The sequence below is a fragment of the Flavobacterium sp. genome (assembly GCF_039595935.1).
Taxonomy (GTDB): domain Bacteria; phylum Bacteroidota; class Bacteroidia; order Flavobacteriales; family Flavobacteriaceae; genus Flavobacterium.
In genome coordinates, this window is sequence record NZ_JBCNKR010000006.1 from 1,515,550 (window position 1) to 1,534,225 (window position 18,676).

Consider the following 18,676-nt stretch of genomic DNA (forward strand, 5'->3'; position numbering starts at 1 on the left):
ATCTAAATTCAGAAATCTAAAATAAAGGAATTTGACGGTCATAATCCGTTAAAAGTTATACCTATATATATTATCGAGAATATTACAGATAAATCTGCAATTTTAAGTTTCATAATATCAAAATACCTCAAAAATTCAATCACAAGGTTAATATTTAAAAAAAATAAATACTTTTGTTGCAGAAAATAAGAGCAATGGCAAAGAATTTAGTAATAGTGGAGTCACCTGCAAAGGCGAAAACGATCGAGAAATTTCTCGGGAGTGATTTTCAGGTGGAGTCGAGTTATGGTCACATAGCCGACTTACCATCAAAGGAAATAGGAGTGGATGTAGAGAATGGTTTTAAACCTAAATATGAAGTTTCTCCGGATAAAAAAGCCTTGGTAACTAAACTTAAGTCACTATCTAAGAATGCCGAAACGGTTTGGTTAGCATCCGATGAGGACCGCGAAGGAGAGGCTATTTCATGGCACTTGGCGGAAGAATTAAAACTGGATACAAAAAAAACTAAACGAATTGTTTTTCACGAGATTACAAAATCTGCGATTCTTAAAGCAATCGACAATCCAAGAGAAATAGATTATAATTTAGTAAACGCACAACAGGCGCGTCGTGTTCTGGATCGTTTAGTAGGTTATGAATTGTCTCCGGTTTTATGGAGAAAAATCAAAGGCGGACTTTCTGCTGGTCGTGTACAGTCAGTTTCTGTACGTTTGATTGTAGAAAGAGAACGCGAAATCCAAAGTTTTAATGCAGTTGCAACTTATTCTATTGTTGCTGAATTTGTAAACGAAGCTGGAAAAGCTTTTAAAGCAAAACTTCCAAAAAACTTTAATACTAAAAAAGAGGCCGAAGATTTCTTAAATCAAAACATCGGTTCTAAATATAAGGTAGCAGATTTAGAAACTAAACCTACCAAAAAATCGCCAACATCACCTTTTACAACTTCTACGCTGCAGCAGGAAGCAGCCAGAAAATTGTATCTTCCGGTAGGAATTACTATGCAGTTGGCTCAGCGTCTGTATGAGGCGGGACTTATTACTTATATGAGAACTGACTCTGTGAATCTTTCTAAAGAAGCAATGGATGCGGCCGAAGCAGAAATCATAAAATCATACGGTAAGGAATACTCAAAACCTCGTGTTTTTGCTAATAAAAATAAAGGAGCTCAGGAAGCACACGAAGCAATTCGTCCAACAGATATGTCTCGTCACTCTGTAAATATTGACCGTGACCAGGCTCGTTTATATGATTTGATCTGGAAAAGAACATTAGCATCTCAAATGAGCGATGCGCAATTGGAAAGAACAAACGTAAAAATTGAAGCAGATAATCATGATGAGCTTTTTACAGCTTCTGGAGAAGTATTACTTTTTGAAGGTTTCTTAAAAGTATATTTAGAAGGGCACGATGATGATGAAGAAGAGCAGGAAGGAATGCTTCCGGCTTTAAAAGTAAATGAGAAACTGGCTAACAATTATATTACAGCTACAGAACGATATTCAAGACCGCCGGCACGTTACACTGAGGCATCTTTGGTTAAAAAATTAGAGGAGCTGGGTATCGGTCGTCCGTCTACATATGCGCCAACTATTTCTACCATCATCAATAGAAATTATATTGAAAAAGGTACTCTTGAAGGTGTAGAGCGTAACTATACGCAGCTTACTTTGCAAAATAGTAAAGTAGGTGAAAAGACTTTAAAAGAAAACACTGGTTCTGATAAAGGGAAATTAGTTCCTACTGATATCGGAACTATTGTAACAGATTTCCTTGTTAAGAATTTCGGAAATATTTTAGATTACAATTTTACTGCAAAAGTAGAACAGGATTTTGACGAAATTGCCGAAGGTAATATTGACTGGGCAAAAATGATGCAGGATTTCTACAATCAGTTTCATCCAAATGTAAAAGAAGTTGAGGCAAATGCTGAACGTGAAAGCGGTGAAAGAATTTTAGGAAAAGATGCTGACGGAAGACAAGTCTCTGTGCGTTTAGGAAAATTTGGACCAATGGCGCAGATTGGAGAAGCAGATGATGAAGATAAGAAGTTTGCCAGCTTAATGGCAGATCAAAATATTGGAAATATTACACTTGAAGAGGCTTTGAATTTATTCTTGCTTCCTAAAAATTTAGGAGATTATAAAGGAGAAGAAGTAGAGGTAAGTAATGGTCGTTACGGTCCTTATGTACGTCACGGAAGTGTATTTATTTCGTTACCTCGAGGAGAAGATCCTTTGAGTGTTACAAAAGAAAGAGCTCAGGAGTTAATTGATGAAAAAGCTCTTGCAGATGCTCCAATTGCTACTTATAAAGGAGAAGCTGTTCAAAAAGGAGTGGGACGTTTTGGTCCTTTCATTAAATGGAATGGCCTTTTTGTAAACGTAAGTAAAAAATACAATTTTGATAATTTATCTCAGGCAGATGTTGAGGAGTTAATTGAAGATAAATTACAGAAGAACATAGATAAAGTTCTTCATAATTGGGAAGAAGAAGGAATTGTAGTTGAAAAAGCACGCTGGGGACGTTCGGTTATTTTAAAAGGAAAAATCAAAATTGAATTAAGTAAAGATGTTGATGCGACAAAATTAACATTGGCTGAAGTTCAGGAAATGATTGAGAAAAAAGCACCAGCAAAGAAAACAGCAGCAAAAAAAACAACAACAGCTAAAAAAGCTCCGGCAAAAAAAGCAGCAGCAAAAAAGAAATAAAGAATGGAATTTGATTTTCTAGAGCCTTTAAATGATGGAATTTTAAAATTCATTAGTTCATTGTCATCACAAGAACTGGGAAGTAAAATTGTATTGCATACTCAGGATCAATTTCCGGATATCAGCAAAATTAATATTGCAATTGTTGGAGTTTTAGAAGACCGACGCAATATTAACATGGTAAATGAAGTTAATCTAAATGCTGTTCGTAAGAAGCTTTACGGAATGTTTCCAGGTAACTGGGATGCTTCGATTGCTGATTTAGGAGATATTCTTGCAGGGGATACTGTAGAGGATACTTATTTTGCAGTTAAGAAGGTAACTTCTACATTAATTAAGAATAAAGTCATTCCTATAGTTCTGGGAGGTTCGCAGGATTTGACATACGCTTTGTATCGTGCATATGATGATTTAGAGCAAATGGTTAATATGGTTTCTGTTGATAACAGGTTTGATTTTGGTAAAGAAAATGAATCAGTTTCGGCTAATTCTTATCTGACAAAAATTATAATTGATGAGCCTAATAACCTTTTTAATTACTGTAATATAGGATATCAAACCTATTATAATTCACAGGAAGAAATTGATTTAATTGAAAAATTGTTCTTTGATGCTTACCGTTTAGGTGAGATTTCAAATAAAATTGCACTGGCAGAGCCGGTTTTTAGAGATGCTGATTTAGTAAGTATAGATTTAAACTCAGTAAAATCTTCTGCTTCAGGTAATATGATTTCGTTTGAACCCAATGGTTTCAAAGGAAAAGAGATTTGTTCTTTGGCAAGATATGCAGGAATAAGTGATAAAGTATCTTCTTTTGGAGTCTTTAATCATAATAGTACAGTTTCAGAAGCGCCTATTATGGCTCAGATAGTTTGGTATTTTATTGAAGGATATCACTATCGCTCAAAAGAATACCCTTTTGGCAGCAGAACAAATTATTTAAAATATATTGTACCGCTTGAAGAAGAAGAGCTGGTATTTTATAAAAGTGACAAAACAGAACGATGGTGGATCGAAATTCCATTTGAAACAAACGGCAGCAATAAACTAAAAAGAAATACGTTATTACCGTGTTCTTATGAAGAATATTTGAGCGCTTGTAATCAGGAATTGCCAGAAAGATGGTGGAAAGCACAGCGAAAAAACGCTTTGTAAATTAAAATTTTAATGAAAATCTTAATTTTTTAAGTTTTTTCAAAAATAAGTTAAAAAATTTAGTAAGATAAGGTTTATATATTATAAAATTTAACGTTTTACGTCGATTTTTTTAATCAGTTTATCGATGAAATATTTTTTTTTTATTTTATTTAACATTATTTTTGAACGGTAAAATAAATTTCGCAAGTAGTATTGTTTTTTAGATAAATAATAAATACGTTTACGGACTTTTAATAATGAATAGATAATCCCAAATTTATATGAAGAAGTTTATTGCATTTACAGCAATGTTAACACTAGTAATCGGCTGTGGTAAGTCAAGTGACAAAGGTGAATTAGTTGGTGTTGCAGGAGGGAAATGGCATCCTGAAAAACCTTATGGAATGACATTAGTTCCGGGTGGATCTTTTATTATGGGTAAAGCAGATGCTGATTTAGCTAACGTAGAAGACGCTCCAACAAAAACAGTAACAGTTCGTTCATTTTATATGGATGAAACTGAGATTACTAACAGCGAATATCGTCAGTTTGTAGAATGGGTAAAAGATTCTACAATGAGAGTTCGTCTTGCTATTTTAGCAGATGAAACAGGACAAAAAAGTACTGGAGGTAAAGGAAGTAAAGGTGGCAGTATTGCTGATTATGCATTTAATGATTCAGAGCCAGATAAAATGACGGCTTACGATAAATATATGTATGATAACTACTATAGTGTAGGAACAAAAGATGATCCTTATGCTGGTAGAAAATTAAATAAAAAAGTTAAATTAATCAGAGACACTAAAGCTTATCCGGATGAGTATTATGCTGAAGTAATGGACTCTATGTATTTACCAATTGAAGAATCATATAATGGTTTAAGAACAATTGATGTAAATAAATTAAAATTCCGTTATTCTTGGATGGATATTCAGGCTGCAGCAAAAGCTAAAGTTGGAAAAAGAAAAGACTTCGTTAAAACTGAGCAGGTTAATGTTTATCCTGATACAACAGTTTGGATTAAAGATTTCTCATATTCATATAATGAACCAATGCACAACGATTACTTCTGGCATAAAGCTTATGGAGATTATCCAGTAGTAGGTGTAACTTGGAAACAAGCAAAAGCTTTCTGTGCTTGGAGAACATTAAATAAAAACAGCTATATTAAATCTAAGAAAAAAGGGCGTGACCTGGTTAATGCTTTCAGACTTCCAACAGAAGCAGAGTGGGAGTATGCTGCAAGAGGTGGTCTGGAATCAGCTACTTATCCTTGGGGTGGTCCTTATACTAAGAGTGACAGAGGATGCTTTATGGCAAACTTCAAACCGAACAGAGGAGATTACGCTGCAGATGAGGCTTTATATACTGTTGAAGCAAAATCTTATGAGCAAAACGGTTACGGATTATACAATATGGCAGGAAACGTATCTGAGTGGACAGATTCAGCTTATAATCCAAATGCATATGAGTACGTATCTACAATGAACCCTAACGTAATTGACGGAAAAAACCAAAGAAAAGTGGTTCGTGGAGGTTCTTGGAAAGACGTTGCTTACTTCCTTCAAGTAAGTACTCGTGACCACGAATATGCTGATTCTGCAAGAAGTTACATTGGTTTCAGAACTGTACAAGATTACATGGGAACTCAGGTAACTGGAAACGGAACTAATAAAAAGAAATAGTAATTTATAATTAAATCAATACAATAACCAAATCGAATCTATTTTAAAATTAAAACCTAAAAAAAAATTATTATGGCATTATTAAGTAAAAAAGCAATGAATTTCGCTTATGGTATGGGAGCGGCAGTAGTAATCGTTGGAGCTTTATTCAAAATTACGCACTTTGAAATTGGACCTTTAACAGGAACAGTTATGCTTTCAGTTGGTTTGTTAACTGAAGCTTTAATTTTCGCGTTATCTGCTTTTGAACCAGTTGAAGACGAATTGGATTGGACTCTTGTTTACCCAGAATTAGCTAACGGACAAGCTAGAAAAAAAGAGGATAAAGCTGAGTCAACTGATGCCCAAGGTTTATTATCTCAAAAATTAGATGCAATGTTAAAAGAAGCTAAAGTTGACGGTGAGTTAATGGCTAGCTTAGGAAACAGCATCAAAAATTTCGAATCTGCTGCTAAAGGAATTGCTCCAACTGTAGATTCAATCGCAGGTCAAAAGAAATATTCTGAAGAATTATCTCTTGCTGCTGCACAAATGGAATCATTAAACAGTTTATATAAAGTACAATTAGAAAGTGCATCTAGAAATGCTGAAGCTAACAAAGAGATTGCTGAAAATGCATCTAAATTAAAAGAGCAAATGGCTTCTATGACTGCAAATATCGCTTCTTTAAACAGCGTTTACGGTGGTATGCTTTCTGCAATGAGTAACAAAGGATAATTAGTTTTTGACTATTATATTTAGAGTATTAATAAAAAACTAATTAGGAAAAAATGGCAGGAGGAAAATTAACCCCTAGACAGAAGATGATTAACCTGATGTATCTGGTTTTCATCGCAATGTTAGCAATGAACGTATCAAAAGAAGTTATTTCAGGTTTTGGTTTATTTAACGAAAAATTTGAGGCTTCAAATACAACATCTATTACCAATAATACTTCTTTATTAGCAGCTTTAGATCAAAAAGCAGCTGAGGCTAAAGGAGAATTCGCCGTAGCAGCGGAAACAGCTCATAAAGTTGAAGCTATTTCGAAAGACTTTTATGCATATTTAGGAACTTTAAAAGCTCAGTCTATCAAAGGATTTGAAGTTGATAAAGAGACTGGAAAATTGCCTTACGAAGCTATGGACAGAGGTGATAATATCGATGACTGGTTTACAGGAGACGGTTACACTAAAAAAGGTAATGAAATCATTGCTAGAATTCAGAAATATAAAGCTGATTTTAAAGCAGCTTTAGGAACTGATAAAAAATATGCTAACATTATTGCAGAAGTTGAGAAGAAATTTGATGTTTCTGACGTTAAAAACAAAGAAGGTATAAAAGAAAAATACTTAGCTTACCACTTTAAAGGTTTCCCTGCAATCGCATCTGCTGCTAAACTTTCAGCTTGGCAGAATGACGTTCAAAAAGCAGAGACTGATGTTTACAATAGTGCTTTAGGAAAAGCGGCAGTTCAGGCAGCTTCTTACAGTAACTATCAGGCAATTGTGGTTTTAGATAAAAATGCTTATTTCCAAGGAGAAAAAGTAACTGGTAAAGTAGTTTTAGGTCGTTATGACGAAAACACAAAACCAACTTCTTTCCAAGGACCTGGTCAAATTGTAAACGGACAAGCTGTTATCTCTTTAACTGCTGGTGGAGTTGGAGAACAAAACATCAACGGACAATTTACATTCTTAGAGGATGGAAAAAACATTCCGCTTAAATTCGCTGGAAAATACGTTGTAGTTCCAAGACCAAATTCAGCTACTATTTCTGCTGATAAAATGAACGTAGTATATAGAGGAGTTGTTAACCCAATCTCTGTATCGTTTGCTGGTGTTGCTGACAATAAAGTTCAAGCTAGCGCACCTGGATTATCTTCAGCTGGAAAACCTGGAAAATATAACATGAGCCCTGGTTCTGGTACAGAAGCTACAATTTCTGTTACAGGAACATTACCAAACGGTGACAAAGTTACAGATAAGAAAACATTCAGAATTAAAGGTATTCCTGGACCAACAGGAACAATCAGAGGAGAAATGGGAGTTGTTAAAGGTCCTAGATCTAACTTAGAGATTGCTACAATTGGTGCTAAATTACTTGATTTTGATTTTGAAGTTGGTTTAGATGTTGTTGGATTTAATATGAAAATTGCTGGACAGCCTACAGTTGTTGTTACTGGTAACAGATTAAATGCACAATGTAAACAAGTTCTTTCTAGAGCTGGTAAAGGAGACCAAGTTACTATTTCTGAAATTAAAACTAAACTTGTTGGAGCTGGCAGCTATTTATTACCAAGAACTGCTCCGGTAATTTACGAAATACAATAATTTGTAGTGAAAACTACGTTCAATATCTTATAATGATACCACGATGAAAGTAAGAAATTTTTTAATAGCTATTGTCTCTATTGCTGGAGGTTTTGCGTCTAATGCGCAATCAAATTTGCTAAATGCGAAGACACCAGCTCAAATTGGACTTAAAACTCCTGCGCAGCTTATCTCTGATAATGACAAGCCATTAGCTTATGGATATGTAGATGATAGAGATATCTTGATGGGAAAAACTACTTGGGAGATTATTGACTTAAATGAGAAAATAAATTTTCCACTTTACTTTCCGGTAGATACTGCTAATATTGGTTCTGATAGACGTTCTCTTTATGATGTTTTGACGAAAGCCGTAAGAAAAGGCAAAATAACTGAGGTTTATTCTGATAGTTATTTCAATACTAAAAAATCTATGAAAGACATCGAAGGTGCATTGTCTCGTATTGATACAACTGATGCTGGTAGAGAGCTTATCAACCAATACCCAGATGACTACAAAACACGTGTAGTGAAGAAAAAAGTAGTTACTGGAACTGGTAAAAAGAAAGTTGTTACTTATGTTGATGAAACAGTTCCTCCTTCAAGAACAGTTCCTGCTGAATATATCTTAAAACAAGATCTTACAGCTGCTGATGTTAGTCAGTATAAAATTAAAGGATACTGGTATTTTGACAAACGTCAGAGTGAGTTAAAATATCGTTTACTTGGAATTTGTCCTGTAACTCCGGACGTTTATACAATGAATAGTGACGAGAAGGATTACATCGAATTGTTTTGGGTTTTCTTCCCAAATTCAAGAGATGTTCTGCATGAAGCTAAAGCTTTTAATGACAGCAATTCTGCTCTGCCAATTTCATTCGATCAAATTTTAAATTCAAGACGTTTTAATGCAATTGTTTATAAAGAAGAAAACTTGTATCAAGATCGTGAGATTAAAGATTACATGAAAGACAATGCTCAAAACCAATTGTTAGAATCTGAAAGAGTAAAAGAGAAGATTCGTAACTTCGAACAAGATATGTGGAACTACTAAGTTTCAGTATTAAATAATATAAAAAACTCTTGCTACAACTAGTAGTAAGAGTTTTTTGCTTTATAGAGATTAGAAAATATTATATGCTGAATTTAAAAACTTTCTATTATTTGAAAAGCTTTATACGATATTAATTTGCCTGACATTTTTTTAAAATCAATTATTTTTTGTAACTTTCTGTTTTATAGTGTTTTGTGTTGTATTTTGTAAGAAGTAATTTGTAAATCAAGTTTATTAATCTGGTAAATAAATTTATTTGTAGGAAAATTACAATATAAAACTTCAAATTGCGTTTATTTTATTATAAAAAAAGATAATATGATGAAAGTGAAAGTTTTTTTAATGGTTATTGTTTTTGCGATGTGCTTTATCAACTCAAATGCACAGTCTAATTTATTGAATGCAAAGACGGCAGATCAAATAGGTAAAAAGAATGCGGCTCAATTAATCTCTGATAATGACAAGCCATTAGCTTATGGATATGTTGATGACAGAGATATCCTGATGGCAAAAACTACTTGGGAAATTGTTGATTTAAACGAAAAAATAAATTTTCCTTTATATTTTCCGGTTGATACCGTTAATATAGGGTCAGACAGACGTTCGCTCTATGATGTTTTAACTAAAGGTATTAGGCAAGGCAGAATTACCGAAGTTTATACAGACAGTTATTTCAATACAAAGAAATCTATGAAAGACATAGAAGGCTCTTTAACCCGTATTGATACAACAGATGCAGGTAGAGAGCTTATCAATCAATATCCTGATGATTACAAAACACGTGTTGTCAAGAAAAAAGTAGTTACAGGTACCGGGAAGAAAAAATCGGTTACATATGTTGATGAAACCGTGGGGCCAAAAAGAACTGTTCCTGCTGAATATATCTTAAGACAAGATCTTACCGCTGCAGATGTTAGCCAATATAAATTAAAGGGATATTGGTATTTTGATAAACGTCAAGGTGAATTGAAATATCGTTTACTTGGAATTTGTCCTGTAACTCCTGACGTGTATACGATGAACAGTGATGAAAAAGATTATATAGAATTATTTTGGGTCTTTTTTCCTAATGCAAGGGAAGTGTTACACGAAGCAAAAGCCTTTAATGATAATAACTCAGCTTTGCCTATTTCATTTGATCAGGTTCTAAATTCAAGAAGATTTAATGCGATCATTTACAAAGAAGAAAATATGTATGGTGACCGTGAAATTAAAGATTATATGAAAGACAATGCACAGAATCAATTACTAGAATCGGAAAGGGTAAAAGAGAAGATTCGTAATTTTGAAGAAGATATGTGGAACTACTAAGCTCCTAAATTACATTATAAGAGAAACTCTTACTACCTTTGTAGCAAGAGTTTTTTTATTTATTTCTATTGCAAATGCTTGATTATTTAATTGTCGGGTCTGGATTGGCCGGTATTTCTTTTGCCGAAGTGGCGCTTAAAAACAACAAAACTATTTTGGTTGTTGATGACAAATCTCAAAATTCTTCGAGAATTGCCGGAGGATTGTATAATCCGGTTATTTTGAAGCGTTTCAGTGAAGTTTGGAATGCTAAAGAGCATTTGGTTTTAATGAATGAATTTTATGATCAGGTAGAGGATAAATTAAATGAAAAATTTAATTTTAAAATGCCCATCTTAAGAAAATTCTTTTCCGTTGAAGAACAAAATAATTGGTTTGCCGCTTCTGACAGAATTAATTTAGCGCCTTTTTTATCTACGAAACTAATTACTAAAAAGTATCAAAGTATTGATTCTCCGTATGATTATGGAGAAGTTCTGCAAACGGGTTATGTTAAAACCAGACAATTACTAGAAAGCTATAAAGCTTATTTAAAAGAGAATAATTTACTTTTGGAAGAATCTTTTCATAGTTCTTTCATAGATTTTATAGATTCAGGAGTTCAGTATAAAAATATAAAAGCCCGTCATATCATATTTGCAGAAGGGTTTGGATTGCATAAAAACCCTTATTTTAATTATTTACCTTTAGATGGTACAAAAGGAGAGTTGTTTTTAATAAATGCTCCTGATTTAAAATTAGATCTAATTGTGAACACAAGTGTATTTATTCTGCCTGTGGGGGGAAATCTATACAAAGTTGGTGCGACCTATAACTGGCATGATAAAACAGATCTTCCTACAGAAGAAGGGAAAAAAGAACTTGTCGATCGTATAAAGGAAATTATTAATTGCGATTTTGAGATTATAAAACACTTTGCAGGAGTGAGACCAACCGTAGCCGACAGAAGACCTTTAATTGGAACCCATGAAGCATACAGTTCAATTCATGTTCTTAACGGATTAGGCACACGTGGTGTTATGCTGGGGCCTGCATTAGCAAAAATGTTATATGAAAGTATTGAATATGGAACACCTATAGATCGCGAAGCCGACATAAAAAGATTTCACAAAAGGTATCTAAAATCTATTGCTCCTGACCGGCCTTAGGATCATATGAAATAAACATATTAATGTATAAATTCCTTGACAGCCGCAATACAACCGGAAACAATATTACCAAAGTAATAATTATCGTTACAAACGACTGACTGATAGTAGCTCCAAAAAAGACAAAAGAAACTATAAAAGCAGCAATTCCAACGGCAACATTCAAGGCATAACTTACATACATTGCGCCATAAAAAAAGAAGGTTCAATTTGATATTTTAAACCGCAATGACTGCAATTCTCATTCATTTTGAGAACATTATTCAAATGAAGCAGGTTTTTGTCTGAATACATGCTCTCTTTTTGGCATTTTGGACAACTTCCTGTTAAAATACTATTTAGTTTGGATCCTTTTTTTAACATTTGCAAAAAATTTAAACAAAGGTACGTTTTTCCGCCTTTTCTGCTGATAACAATAGTTATAAATTATGCTTAATATACACAATCTTTCGGTTTCGTTTGGAGGAACCTATTTATTTGAAGAAGTTACTTTTCGTTTAGGAGCCGGTGACCGGGTAGGTCTTGTTGGTAAAAACGGAGCAGGTAAATCGACAATGCTGAAAATGCTGGCAGGAGATTTTAAACCAGATTCTGGAGTTATTTCTCAGGAGAAAGATATTAAAATGGGTTTTTTACGTCAGGATATTGACTTTGAACAAGGAAGAACTGTTTTAGAAGAAGCATACGAAGCCTTTACAGATATTAAAGTTGTAGAGAAAAAGCTGGAAGAAATCAATCATCAATTGGTTACAAGAACCGATTATGAAAGTGAAGAATATGCCAAAATTATAGAAGATTTATCTGATTATACGCATCGTTTTGAACTTCTTGGAGGTTATAACTATGTGGGAGATACAGAAAAAATTCTTTTAGGACTTGGTTTTAAAAGAGAAGTTTTTAATAACCAGACTGAGACTTTTTCCGGAGGATGGAGAATGCGTATCGAATTGGCTAAATTATTATTGCAGTCAAATGACGTATTGCTTCTGGATGAGCCAACGAACCACTTAGATATTGAAAGTATTATTTGGTTAGAAAATTTCCTTCGTAATTATCCCGGAGTTGTGGTAATCGTATCGCACGATAAAATGTTCCTTGATAATGTAACCAATCGTACGATTGAAATTTCTTTAGGAAAAGCATACGATTTCAATAAACCATATTCTCAATATTTAGAATTGCGTCACGAAATCCGTGAAAAGCAATTAGCGACTCAAAAAAATCAGCAAAAGAAGATTGAAGAGACTGAAAAATTAATCGAAAAATTCCGTGCAAAAGCATCCAAAGCTTCGATGGCACAATCGCTGATAAAAAAGCTGGATAAAGTAGAAAGAATTGAGGTAGATGAAGATGATAATTCGGTGATGAATATTTCGTTTCCGGTTTCAAAAGAACCAGGAAAAGTTGTAATAGAAGCTGAGCACGTTACAAAAGCTTACGGAGATAAAACGATATTAAAAGACATTAGTTTACTGGTTGAGCGCGGAAGTAAAATTGCTTTTGTGGGACAGAACGGACAAGGGAAATCTACTTTTATAAAAGCGATTGTAAATGAATTTGAGTATCAAGGAAATATCAAGTTAGGACATAATGTGCAATTAGGATATTTTGCTCAAAATCAAGCGGAGTATCTTGATGGAGAAATCACATTATTGCAGACTATGGAAGATGCTGCTACAGATACAAATCGTATGAAAGTGCGTGATATGCTTGGAGCCTTTTTATTCCGTGGAGATGATGTAGAGAAAAAGGTAAAAGTACTTTCTGGAGGAGAACGTAACCGTTTGGCACTTTGCAAATTATTGTTACAGCCAATTAACGTTTTGGTAATGGATGAGCCTACGAACCACTTAGATATTAAATCTAAAAATGTTTTAAAAGCGGCACTTCAAAAGTTTGCAGGAACTTTATTGTTAGTTTCTCACGACAGGGATTTTCTTCAGGGAATGTCGAATATCGTTTACGAATTCAAAGATCAAAAAATCAAAGAATATTTGGGAGATATTAACTTTTTCTTAGAACAGCGCAATTTGGAAAACATGCGTGAAGTAGAGAAAAAAGATGTTGTAAAAGTTGCTGCGCCTAAAGAAAATACAAAAGCGTCATACGAAGACCAGAAAAAAGGAAAAGCACTTCAAAACCGTTTAAGCAAAATTGAAAGTCAGATTCAGCAATTAGAAAAAGACATTCAGCACGACGATAAAATGCTCGAAACCAATTATGACAAACATATTGAGGACGCTTCGTTTTTTACAGCATACAACAAAAAGAAACAAGATTTAGAACAATTGTTAATCGACTGGGAAGTTGTATCAGAAGAGATTGATAATTTTAATGCTTAATAGGTTTTCAGTCGCAGTTACAGTTTTTAGTTTCTGAAACACATTTTTTTATACTTACAGACCTTTGTCAAAGTTTCAAACTTTGACAAAGGTTTTTTTGTATCAGAAAAACCTAAAACCTAAAACCTAAAACCTGAAACAAAAAACTACTTAATCACTCCTATAGATTTAGAATGTGCAATAGCTTCGCTGCTTTCTTTAAAATAGCAAACTGCAACATCCAAAGATTCTAAATTTTTCATGATTTTTTTAACTTCCTTCTTTTTACTTTTTCCGGTTTGCCTTATGTAAACCGCGATAACAGTAACGGGGAATATTTTACAGATTCGTTCGTATAAAACAGGATCATGCTGAGAATCATCTCCCAATAAAACATATTTTAAATTAGGATAAAACTCTAAAACATGCTTTATTTTATCAAATTTATGATCGTGATTTCCTCTTCCGCTCATAAAGAAATCCGTAATTCCTCTTCGAATATCTTTTAATAAAATAACGGCTCGCGGCAAATTATGAATTTTAGTAAATTCTACGATAAACCGATACAGATTCCATTCGCTGCTCGAAACATAAAAAAAAGCATTTTCTTCCCCTTTATTATTTCTTCCCGCGGAACTTAAAGCCTGATAATGCGGAACTACATCTTTGAAAACTTTTCTGTCATTTACATTTTTAAAAAGTAAGATGTACATTTTCCTGAAGATATTCCGCGTATGCGAAATCAAGAAAGTATCATCAATATCAGAAATAATTCCTAAATTTCCTTTATGCGGACGTATAAAACTTCCTTTTGAAACAATATTTTTACCGCCATATTTAATGCTTACCTCGTATTCGATCCAGCCAAATTGAGTTTCTTTTTCAAGCGGAATGCAGAATTTAAAATAACCATCGTCGAGCGTTTTGGTATGGATTTCCTGTTTGCCGCATTTAAGATAAACATCAAAATTTTCGATAGTTTTTATTCTAAACTGATTGACAACAGAACGTGCATTTTTTAAGTTTTTCTTCTGAAAATCATAATCATACGTTCTCTTAAAGACATGCCCCATTACAATTAATTCCTCTTCATTGGCATAACCGCGATATAATTGTAAAATTGGTTTCATTAATTCCGTATATTTATATTACACTGTAAATTAATTATTTTAATTGATTTTTAAAAATAAAAACATTGAAAAAGAATATCATATTTGTTGTAAACCCAATATCTGGAGACCTTGATAAGTCAGATTTGATTGAGGCTGTTCAGGAGTTTGCGACAACAAATCATTTTGATTTAGAAGTTTATGAAACGACTGGTAAAAACGATTTAAGAGAGATAAAAGCACTGTATAATCAATATAAACCGGAACGAATTATTGTAGCCGGAGGCGACGGAACTATAAAAATGGTTGCAGAAGCAATGGAAGAACATGATGTTATTATTGGGATTCTTCCGGCAGGATCTGCAAACGGACTTTCGGTTGATTTAAACCTGCCGGCAGGAATTGAAGAAAACCTTAAAATTGCATTTCAGCACCATTACATCGAAATGGATATGATTTGTATTAATGGCAAAAAAAGCATCCATTTAAGTGATCTTGGTTTGAATGCCAATTTGGTTAAAAATTACGAACAGAGCGATGTAAGAGGTTTTTGGGGTTATGCTTTGCAGGCTTTTACGACTTTAACGGAATCTGACGAGCCTTTTGTGGCAACGATTTCTGCCAATAATAAAACGGTCGATCATGTAGCGAGAATGATTGTAATTGCGAATTCTCAAAAATACGGCACAGGAGTTATTATCAATCCGAATGGAGCAATGAACGATGGAAAGTTTGAACTGGTGATTTTAAAAAGCCTTGACTTACTCTTAATTGGTAAAATTATTACCGGAAATATGCCAATTGATTCTGATGACATTGTGATTATTTCGACAGATAAAGCTGAAATCAAAACAGATTATCCGGTTCATTTTCAGATTGATGGGGAATATTGTGGAGCACAAAATGCTTTAGAAATACATATTCTGCACAAGCAGATGAAACTGGCGGTTCCTTAAATATTAAAAATCTTTGGTAAATCTTTGACAAAGTTCTAAACTTTGTCAAAGTTATTATTTAAACGGATTACGTTCCTGCCACTCGGTTTTTGGTTCTAAATAATTAAAAAATCTCGCAATATTATGATTAATCAAAGCATTACTATGTGTAATTAAACCGTACATTTTCACAGGTTTTGCGCCAACAGAACTTTTAATTTCGAGAGCTGTTCTGGCGAAAATAATCTTTTTAAACCCTTTTTTTATAGAATAGCCAATCATATCGTAAAGCATGTTTAGATAGAGCATTTTTTCGCGCTGAATACTTTCGTCATATCCTAAAAAATAGGTATCCATGACATTTCCGTTTTTTATCAAGGTGTTGAAACCTATTAGTTTTTCGTCTAAAAAATAACCATAAAGTAAAAAGTTATCACCCATGATTTCTTTAAAAAAGCTGAAATGATTTCTTGCGAGAAAAAAAGTATTGAAAGGAGCGTTTTTGGCAACATGAAAATATAAATCGTAAATAACATCTTCGTATTTTCGAATATCTTCTAAAGACATTTGTTGTTTTTCTATTCCTTCTGATTTTTTGCGGGCACGTTTGTACTGGTCCCGATATTTCTTAGATAGAGCATCAATATAATCCTGTTCAGTTTTCCAGCTTTCATGGATTTCAAAAATCATATTAGGCTGAGTCGAAAAAGTATAATTGTTTTTAAATTCAGCCTGAAGTGGTTTAATTTCTTCTTCAGTAAAATCCTTGATACTGGTTATATGAACTTTCTTTCCGTTTTCTTTTAAATCTTTTTTTAATTTATTAACAGCCTTGTGAAGTGTTTTTATAGCTTTTGATTCCTTTATATTTTTATCAAAAAAAAATGCATTTTGTCCAGTCAGCATATTATTTCCGACAAATAGTACGTGAGAAGCAAAGTTCTTTAATGCAAAATTTCGAACAGAAGTTTTTAAACACTGATCCCGTTCACCAAAAGATTCCAGTTTTTCGGCAAATAAAAATTGCGTTAAAACAATTCCGATTAGTTTTTGTTCTTCAAAAATTCCAATAAAATGACAAATCATGTTTACCGGGCAGGAAGTTTCCAGAACTTCAAGATATTCCCGTGTTAAAAAGATATTTTCAGCAGCGAGCAAATTCCATTCAGCAGGGAGTATTGAGGCGCTTTTATATATTTGGAAAGAATAAGTTGTATTCAAAAGTATGAGCTAATTTCTTCAAAATTAGGGAATATTTATAATAACTTATTTTCTTTAAGTTATTATTAAGAAAAACCCGTTTGAGTTTTGGTTTCAAACGGGTTTATTTTATTTATAATTTATGCAAATCCGCAGATAATTCCGCCCATTAAAGCAAGCGTAACCATCCAATATCCGGCGTGAATAAAAATGTATTTCCAGGATTTTCTTTCGAATAAACCATTGATTCCTACTACAGGAAGCGCAAAAAACAATCCCGACATAAAACCATGAAGCGCTCCATGTTTAAAAGTGCGGTAAGCAGTTCCGTAGTCAGCCATAAATGCAGCAAAAGATGGTTTTGCGTTAGCAAGCAATGGTGGTCCGCCAACCATTCCTACTGCTCCAGACTGGTGAATTGTTACACCAATTAATATTACTGTAAGCATTAATGAGAAGATATAAGTAAGCCCAAAAATCTTAAGCATGCTTCCTTTTTTAAGGTCATCTTCTGTAAAATTGTTTTCTCTCATCCAGATTGTTCCAAATACCTTTGGATGATACCAAATGAAGCCAACAATAAGTGTAACTACTGCGGCAGCCAGTAATGCGTAAAAGTTAATTTCCATAATATTAGGTTTTTGTAATTAGTTATTTCAAATGTAAACAAAAATTACAACGATTTTGATATTTTAAAAGAGAGAAAATTACTATAGGATTTTTATTTATCAACACTTTATTGACATAAGTCACTTTGTATCTTGTAATTAACTAATTTTGACCCAAGAAAAACATATTCCCCCAAATCTGTTATGAAAAGCTTTGCAACACTTTTTTTAGCATGTGTTTTTTCTCTAAATATTTTTGCAGACACTGTTTCAGATAAAGAGAAAGACGCGCTAATAAAATTATATTATGCGACGAATGGTTCGCAATGGAAAATTAAATGGGACTTATCGTTATCAGTCGAGACATGGTATGGAGTTCGTACTGAAAACGGAAAAGTAACCGCATTATATCTCGCCGATAATAATCTGCAAGGCGAACTGCCGGCTGAGTTTTTCCAGCTCATAAATTTGGTATCTGTAGATTTTCATAAAAATGCTCTTAAAGGGCAGTTGCCAGACTTAATTGGTAATTTTAAAAATCTGGAGGTTTTTAATGCATCTTCAAATGAATTATCGGGAGCAATTCCTAAAACAATTTGTGACCTGAAAAAACTAAAAGATTTAGAGCTTTTTAAGAATAATATTTCCGGAGAAATACCAGCTGAAATTGGAAATCTGAATCAATTAGAAATCCTTTGTTTATTTGATAACAAAATGGAAGGTGTTCTGCCTGTTTCCTTATATAAGATTTCAACTTTGAAGGTATTGCTTTTAAATAATAATAAGTTATCTGGAAATTTGAATACAGCCATTTTGAATTTAGTAAACCTGGAAAATCTAAGTTTATTTGATAATAATTTTAAAGGCGAAATTCCGAAGGAACTGGAAAAACTGCCTAACTTATCTGAACTAAATCTTTCATACAATAAGTTTAACGGATCGGTTTCAAAAAATCTGATTGTATTAGATGCCTTGAATATGACTATGTTTGACGAAAACGGAAATTTATTTTTACTGGATATCAACGAAGAAAAAATGCCGGAAAACAGTATTGTAAATTAATTTTATTTACGGAGTTTTTCTATAGAAAATGTTAGCTAATTTTGCTTCAATAAATTTAACAGAAAGATTTTTTTTCATAACTTTAAAATTGGATTCAATTTCAA

At 33.2% G+C, this 18,676-nt stretch carries 14 protein-coding genes and 1 pseudogene; 11 read left to right on the forward strand and 4 right to left on the reverse strand.

The window, feature by feature from the left end; genetic code table 11:
- The first annotated feature begins 194 nt into the window (after nt 1–194).
- The 8 genes from topA (at nt 195) to ABDW27_RS16470 (ending at nt 11,337) form a co-directional block, all read left to right on the forward strand.
- Nucleotides 195–2,711: a type I DNA topoisomerase gene (gene topA / locus ABDW27_RS16435; protein WP_343696878.1), complete on the forward strand. Its 2,517-nt coding sequence runs from the start codon at nt 195–197 to the stop codon at nt 2,709–2,711.
- Nucleotides 2,712–2,714: 3 nt separating this feature from the next.
- Nucleotides 2,715–3,866 carry a formimidoylglutamase gene (locus ABDW27_RS16440; protein WP_343696879.1) on the forward strand — a complete coding sequence of 384 codons (1,152 nt, stop codon included), beginning with the start codon at nt 2,715–2,717 and terminating at the stop codon, nt 3,864–3,866.
- A 263-nt stretch (nt 3,867–4,129) separates the two neighbouring features.
- On the forward strand, nt 4,130–5,533 hold the full coding sequence (gene gldK, locus ABDW27_RS16445) for a gliding motility lipoprotein GldK (RefSeq protein ID WP_343696880.1): 1,404 nt from the start codon (nt 4,130–4,132) through the stop codon (nt 5,531–5,533).
- Between the two features lie 72 nt (nt 5,534–5,605).
- Nucleotides 5,606–6,250: a gliding motility protein GldL gene (gene gldL / locus ABDW27_RS16450; RefSeq protein ID WP_343696881.1), complete on the forward strand. Its 645-nt coding sequence runs from the start codon at nt 5,606–5,608 to the stop codon at nt 6,248–6,250.
- Between the two features lie 53 nt (nt 6,251–6,303).
- Entirely contained in the window at nt 6,304–7,845 is a 1,542-nt protein-coding gene (gene gldM, locus ABDW27_RS16455) for a gliding motility protein GldM (protein WP_343696882.1), read from the forward strand.
- Nucleotides 7,846–7,888: 43 nt separating this feature from the next.
- Complete coding sequence (gene gldN / locus ABDW27_RS16460) at nt 7,889–8,878, forward strand: gliding motility protein GldN (protein ID WP_343696883.1); 990 nt, start codon at nt 7,889–7,891, stop codon at nt 8,876–8,878.
- A gap of 321 nt (nt 8,879–9,199) precedes the next feature.
- The gene (gene gldN / locus ABDW27_RS16465) at nt 9,200–10,189 is read left to right on the forward strand and encodes a gliding motility protein GldN (RefSeq protein WP_343698139.1); all 990 of its coding nucleotides are present in this window, start codon (nt 9,200–9,202) and stop codon (nt 10,187–10,189) included.
- Nucleotides 10,190–10,263: 74 nt separating this feature from the next.
- Nucleotides 10,264–11,337 (forward strand): FAD-binding oxidoreductase, encoded by a 1,074-nt coding sequence (locus ABDW27_RS16470; RefSeq protein ID WP_343696884.1) that lies wholly within the window; start codon nt 10,264–10,266, stop codon nt 11,335–11,337.
- Here the strand turns inward: ABDW27_RS16470 and ABDW27_RS16475 are convergent.
- Nucleotides 11,315–11,700: pseudogene (locus ABDW27_RS16475) on the reverse strand (DUF983 domain-containing protein). The gene ABDW27_RS16470 and the pseudogene ABDW27_RS16475 sit on opposite strands and share 23 nt — an antisense overlap.
- Before the next feature lie 65 nt (nt 11,701–11,765).
- On the opposite strand from ABDW27_RS16475, the gene ABDW27_RS16480 reads away from it, so the two are divergent.
- Nucleotides 11,766–13,679: an ABC-F family ATP-binding cassette domain-containing protein gene (locus ABDW27_RS16480; protein WP_343696885.1), complete on the forward strand. Its 1,914-nt coding sequence runs from the start codon at nt 11,766–11,768 to the stop codon at nt 13,677–13,679.
- A 146-nt stretch (nt 13,680–13,825) separates the two neighbouring features.
- Here ABDW27_RS16480 and ABDW27_RS16485 read toward each other — a convergent pair whose 3' ends face one another.
- Nucleotides 13,826–14,788 (reverse strand): App1 family protein, encoded by a 963-nt coding sequence (locus ABDW27_RS16485; RefSeq protein ID WP_343696886.1) that lies wholly within the window; start codon nt 14,786–14,788, stop codon nt 13,826–13,828.
- Nucleotides 14,789–14,853: 65 nt separating this feature from the next.
- On the opposite strand from ABDW27_RS16485, the gene ABDW27_RS16490 reads away from it, so the two are divergent.
- Complete coding sequence (locus tag ABDW27_RS16490; RefSeq protein WP_343696887.1) at nt 14,854–15,723, forward strand: diacylglycerol kinase family protein; 870 nt, start codon at nt 14,854–14,856, stop codon at nt 15,721–15,723.
- A gap of 54 nt (nt 15,724–15,777) precedes the next feature.
- Here ABDW27_RS16490 and ABDW27_RS16495 read toward each other — a convergent pair whose 3' ends face one another.
- Nucleotides 15,778–16,923, reverse strand: a complete 1,146-nt coding sequence (locus tag ABDW27_RS16495; protein WP_343696888.1) for a GNAT family N-acetyltransferase — start codon at nt 16,921–16,923, stop codon at nt 15,778–15,780.
- Nucleotides 16,924–17,042: 119 nt separating this feature from the next.
- Nucleotides 17,043–17,531: a DUF1761 domain-containing protein gene (locus ABDW27_RS16500; RefSeq protein WP_343696889.1), complete on the reverse strand. Its 489-nt coding sequence runs from the start codon at nt 17,529–17,531 to the stop codon at nt 17,043–17,045.
- A 183-nt stretch (nt 17,532–17,714) separates the two neighbouring features.
- Between ABDW27_RS16500 and ABDW27_RS16505 the strand changes: the two genes are divergently transcribed.
- A complete protein-coding gene (locus ABDW27_RS16505) occupies nt 17,715–18,572 on the forward strand; it encodes a Two component regulator three Y domain protein (protein ID WP_343696890.1) in 858 nt (285 codons plus the stop codon).
- Nucleotides 18,573–18,676 lie beyond the last annotated feature (104 nt).

Coding starts and splice junctions, on each gene's coding strand:
- gldN (WP_343696883.1), top strand. CDS start 7,889: ATGAAAGTAAGAAATTTTTTAATAGCTATTGTCTCTATTGCTGGAGGT.
- gldK (WP_343696880.1), top strand. CDS start 4,130: ATGAAGAAGTTTATTGCATTTACAGCAATGTTAACACTAGTAATCGGC.
- ABDW27_RS16500 (WP_343696889.1), bottom strand. CDS start 17,531: ATGGAAATTAACTTTTACGCATTACTGGCTGCCGCAGTAGTTACACTT.
- topA (WP_343696878.1), top strand. CDS start 195: ATGGCAAAGAATTTAGTAATAGTGGAGTCACCTGCAAAGGCGAAAACG.
- ABDW27_RS16440 (WP_343696879.1), top strand. CDS start 2,715: ATGGAATTTGATTTTCTAGAGCCTTTAAATGATGGAATTTTAAAATTC.
- ABDW27_RS16480 (WP_343696885.1), top strand. CDS start 11,766: ATGCTTAATATACACAATCTTTCGGTTTCGTTTGGAGGAACCTATTTA.
- gldN (WP_343698139.1), top strand. CDS start 9,200: ATGAAAGTGAAAGTTTTTTTAATGGTTATTGTTTTTGCGATGTGCTTT.
- ABDW27_RS16485 (WP_343696886.1), bottom strand. CDS start 14,788: ATGAAACCAATTTTACAATTATATCGCGGTTATGCCAATGAAGAGGAA.
- ABDW27_RS16470 (WP_343696884.1), top strand. CDS start 10,264: ATGCTTGATTATTTAATTGTCGGGTCTGGATTGGCCGGTATTTCTTTT.
- gldM (WP_343696882.1), top strand. CDS start 6,304: ATGGCAGGAGGAAAATTAACCCCTAGACAGAAGATGATTAACCTGATG.
- ABDW27_RS16505 (WP_343696890.1), top strand. CDS start 17,715: ATGAAAAGCTTTGCAACACTTTTTTTAGCATGTGTTTTTTCTCTAAAT.
- gldL (WP_343696881.1), top strand. CDS start 5,606: ATGGCATTATTAAGTAAAAAAGCAATGAATTTCGCTTATGGTATGGGA.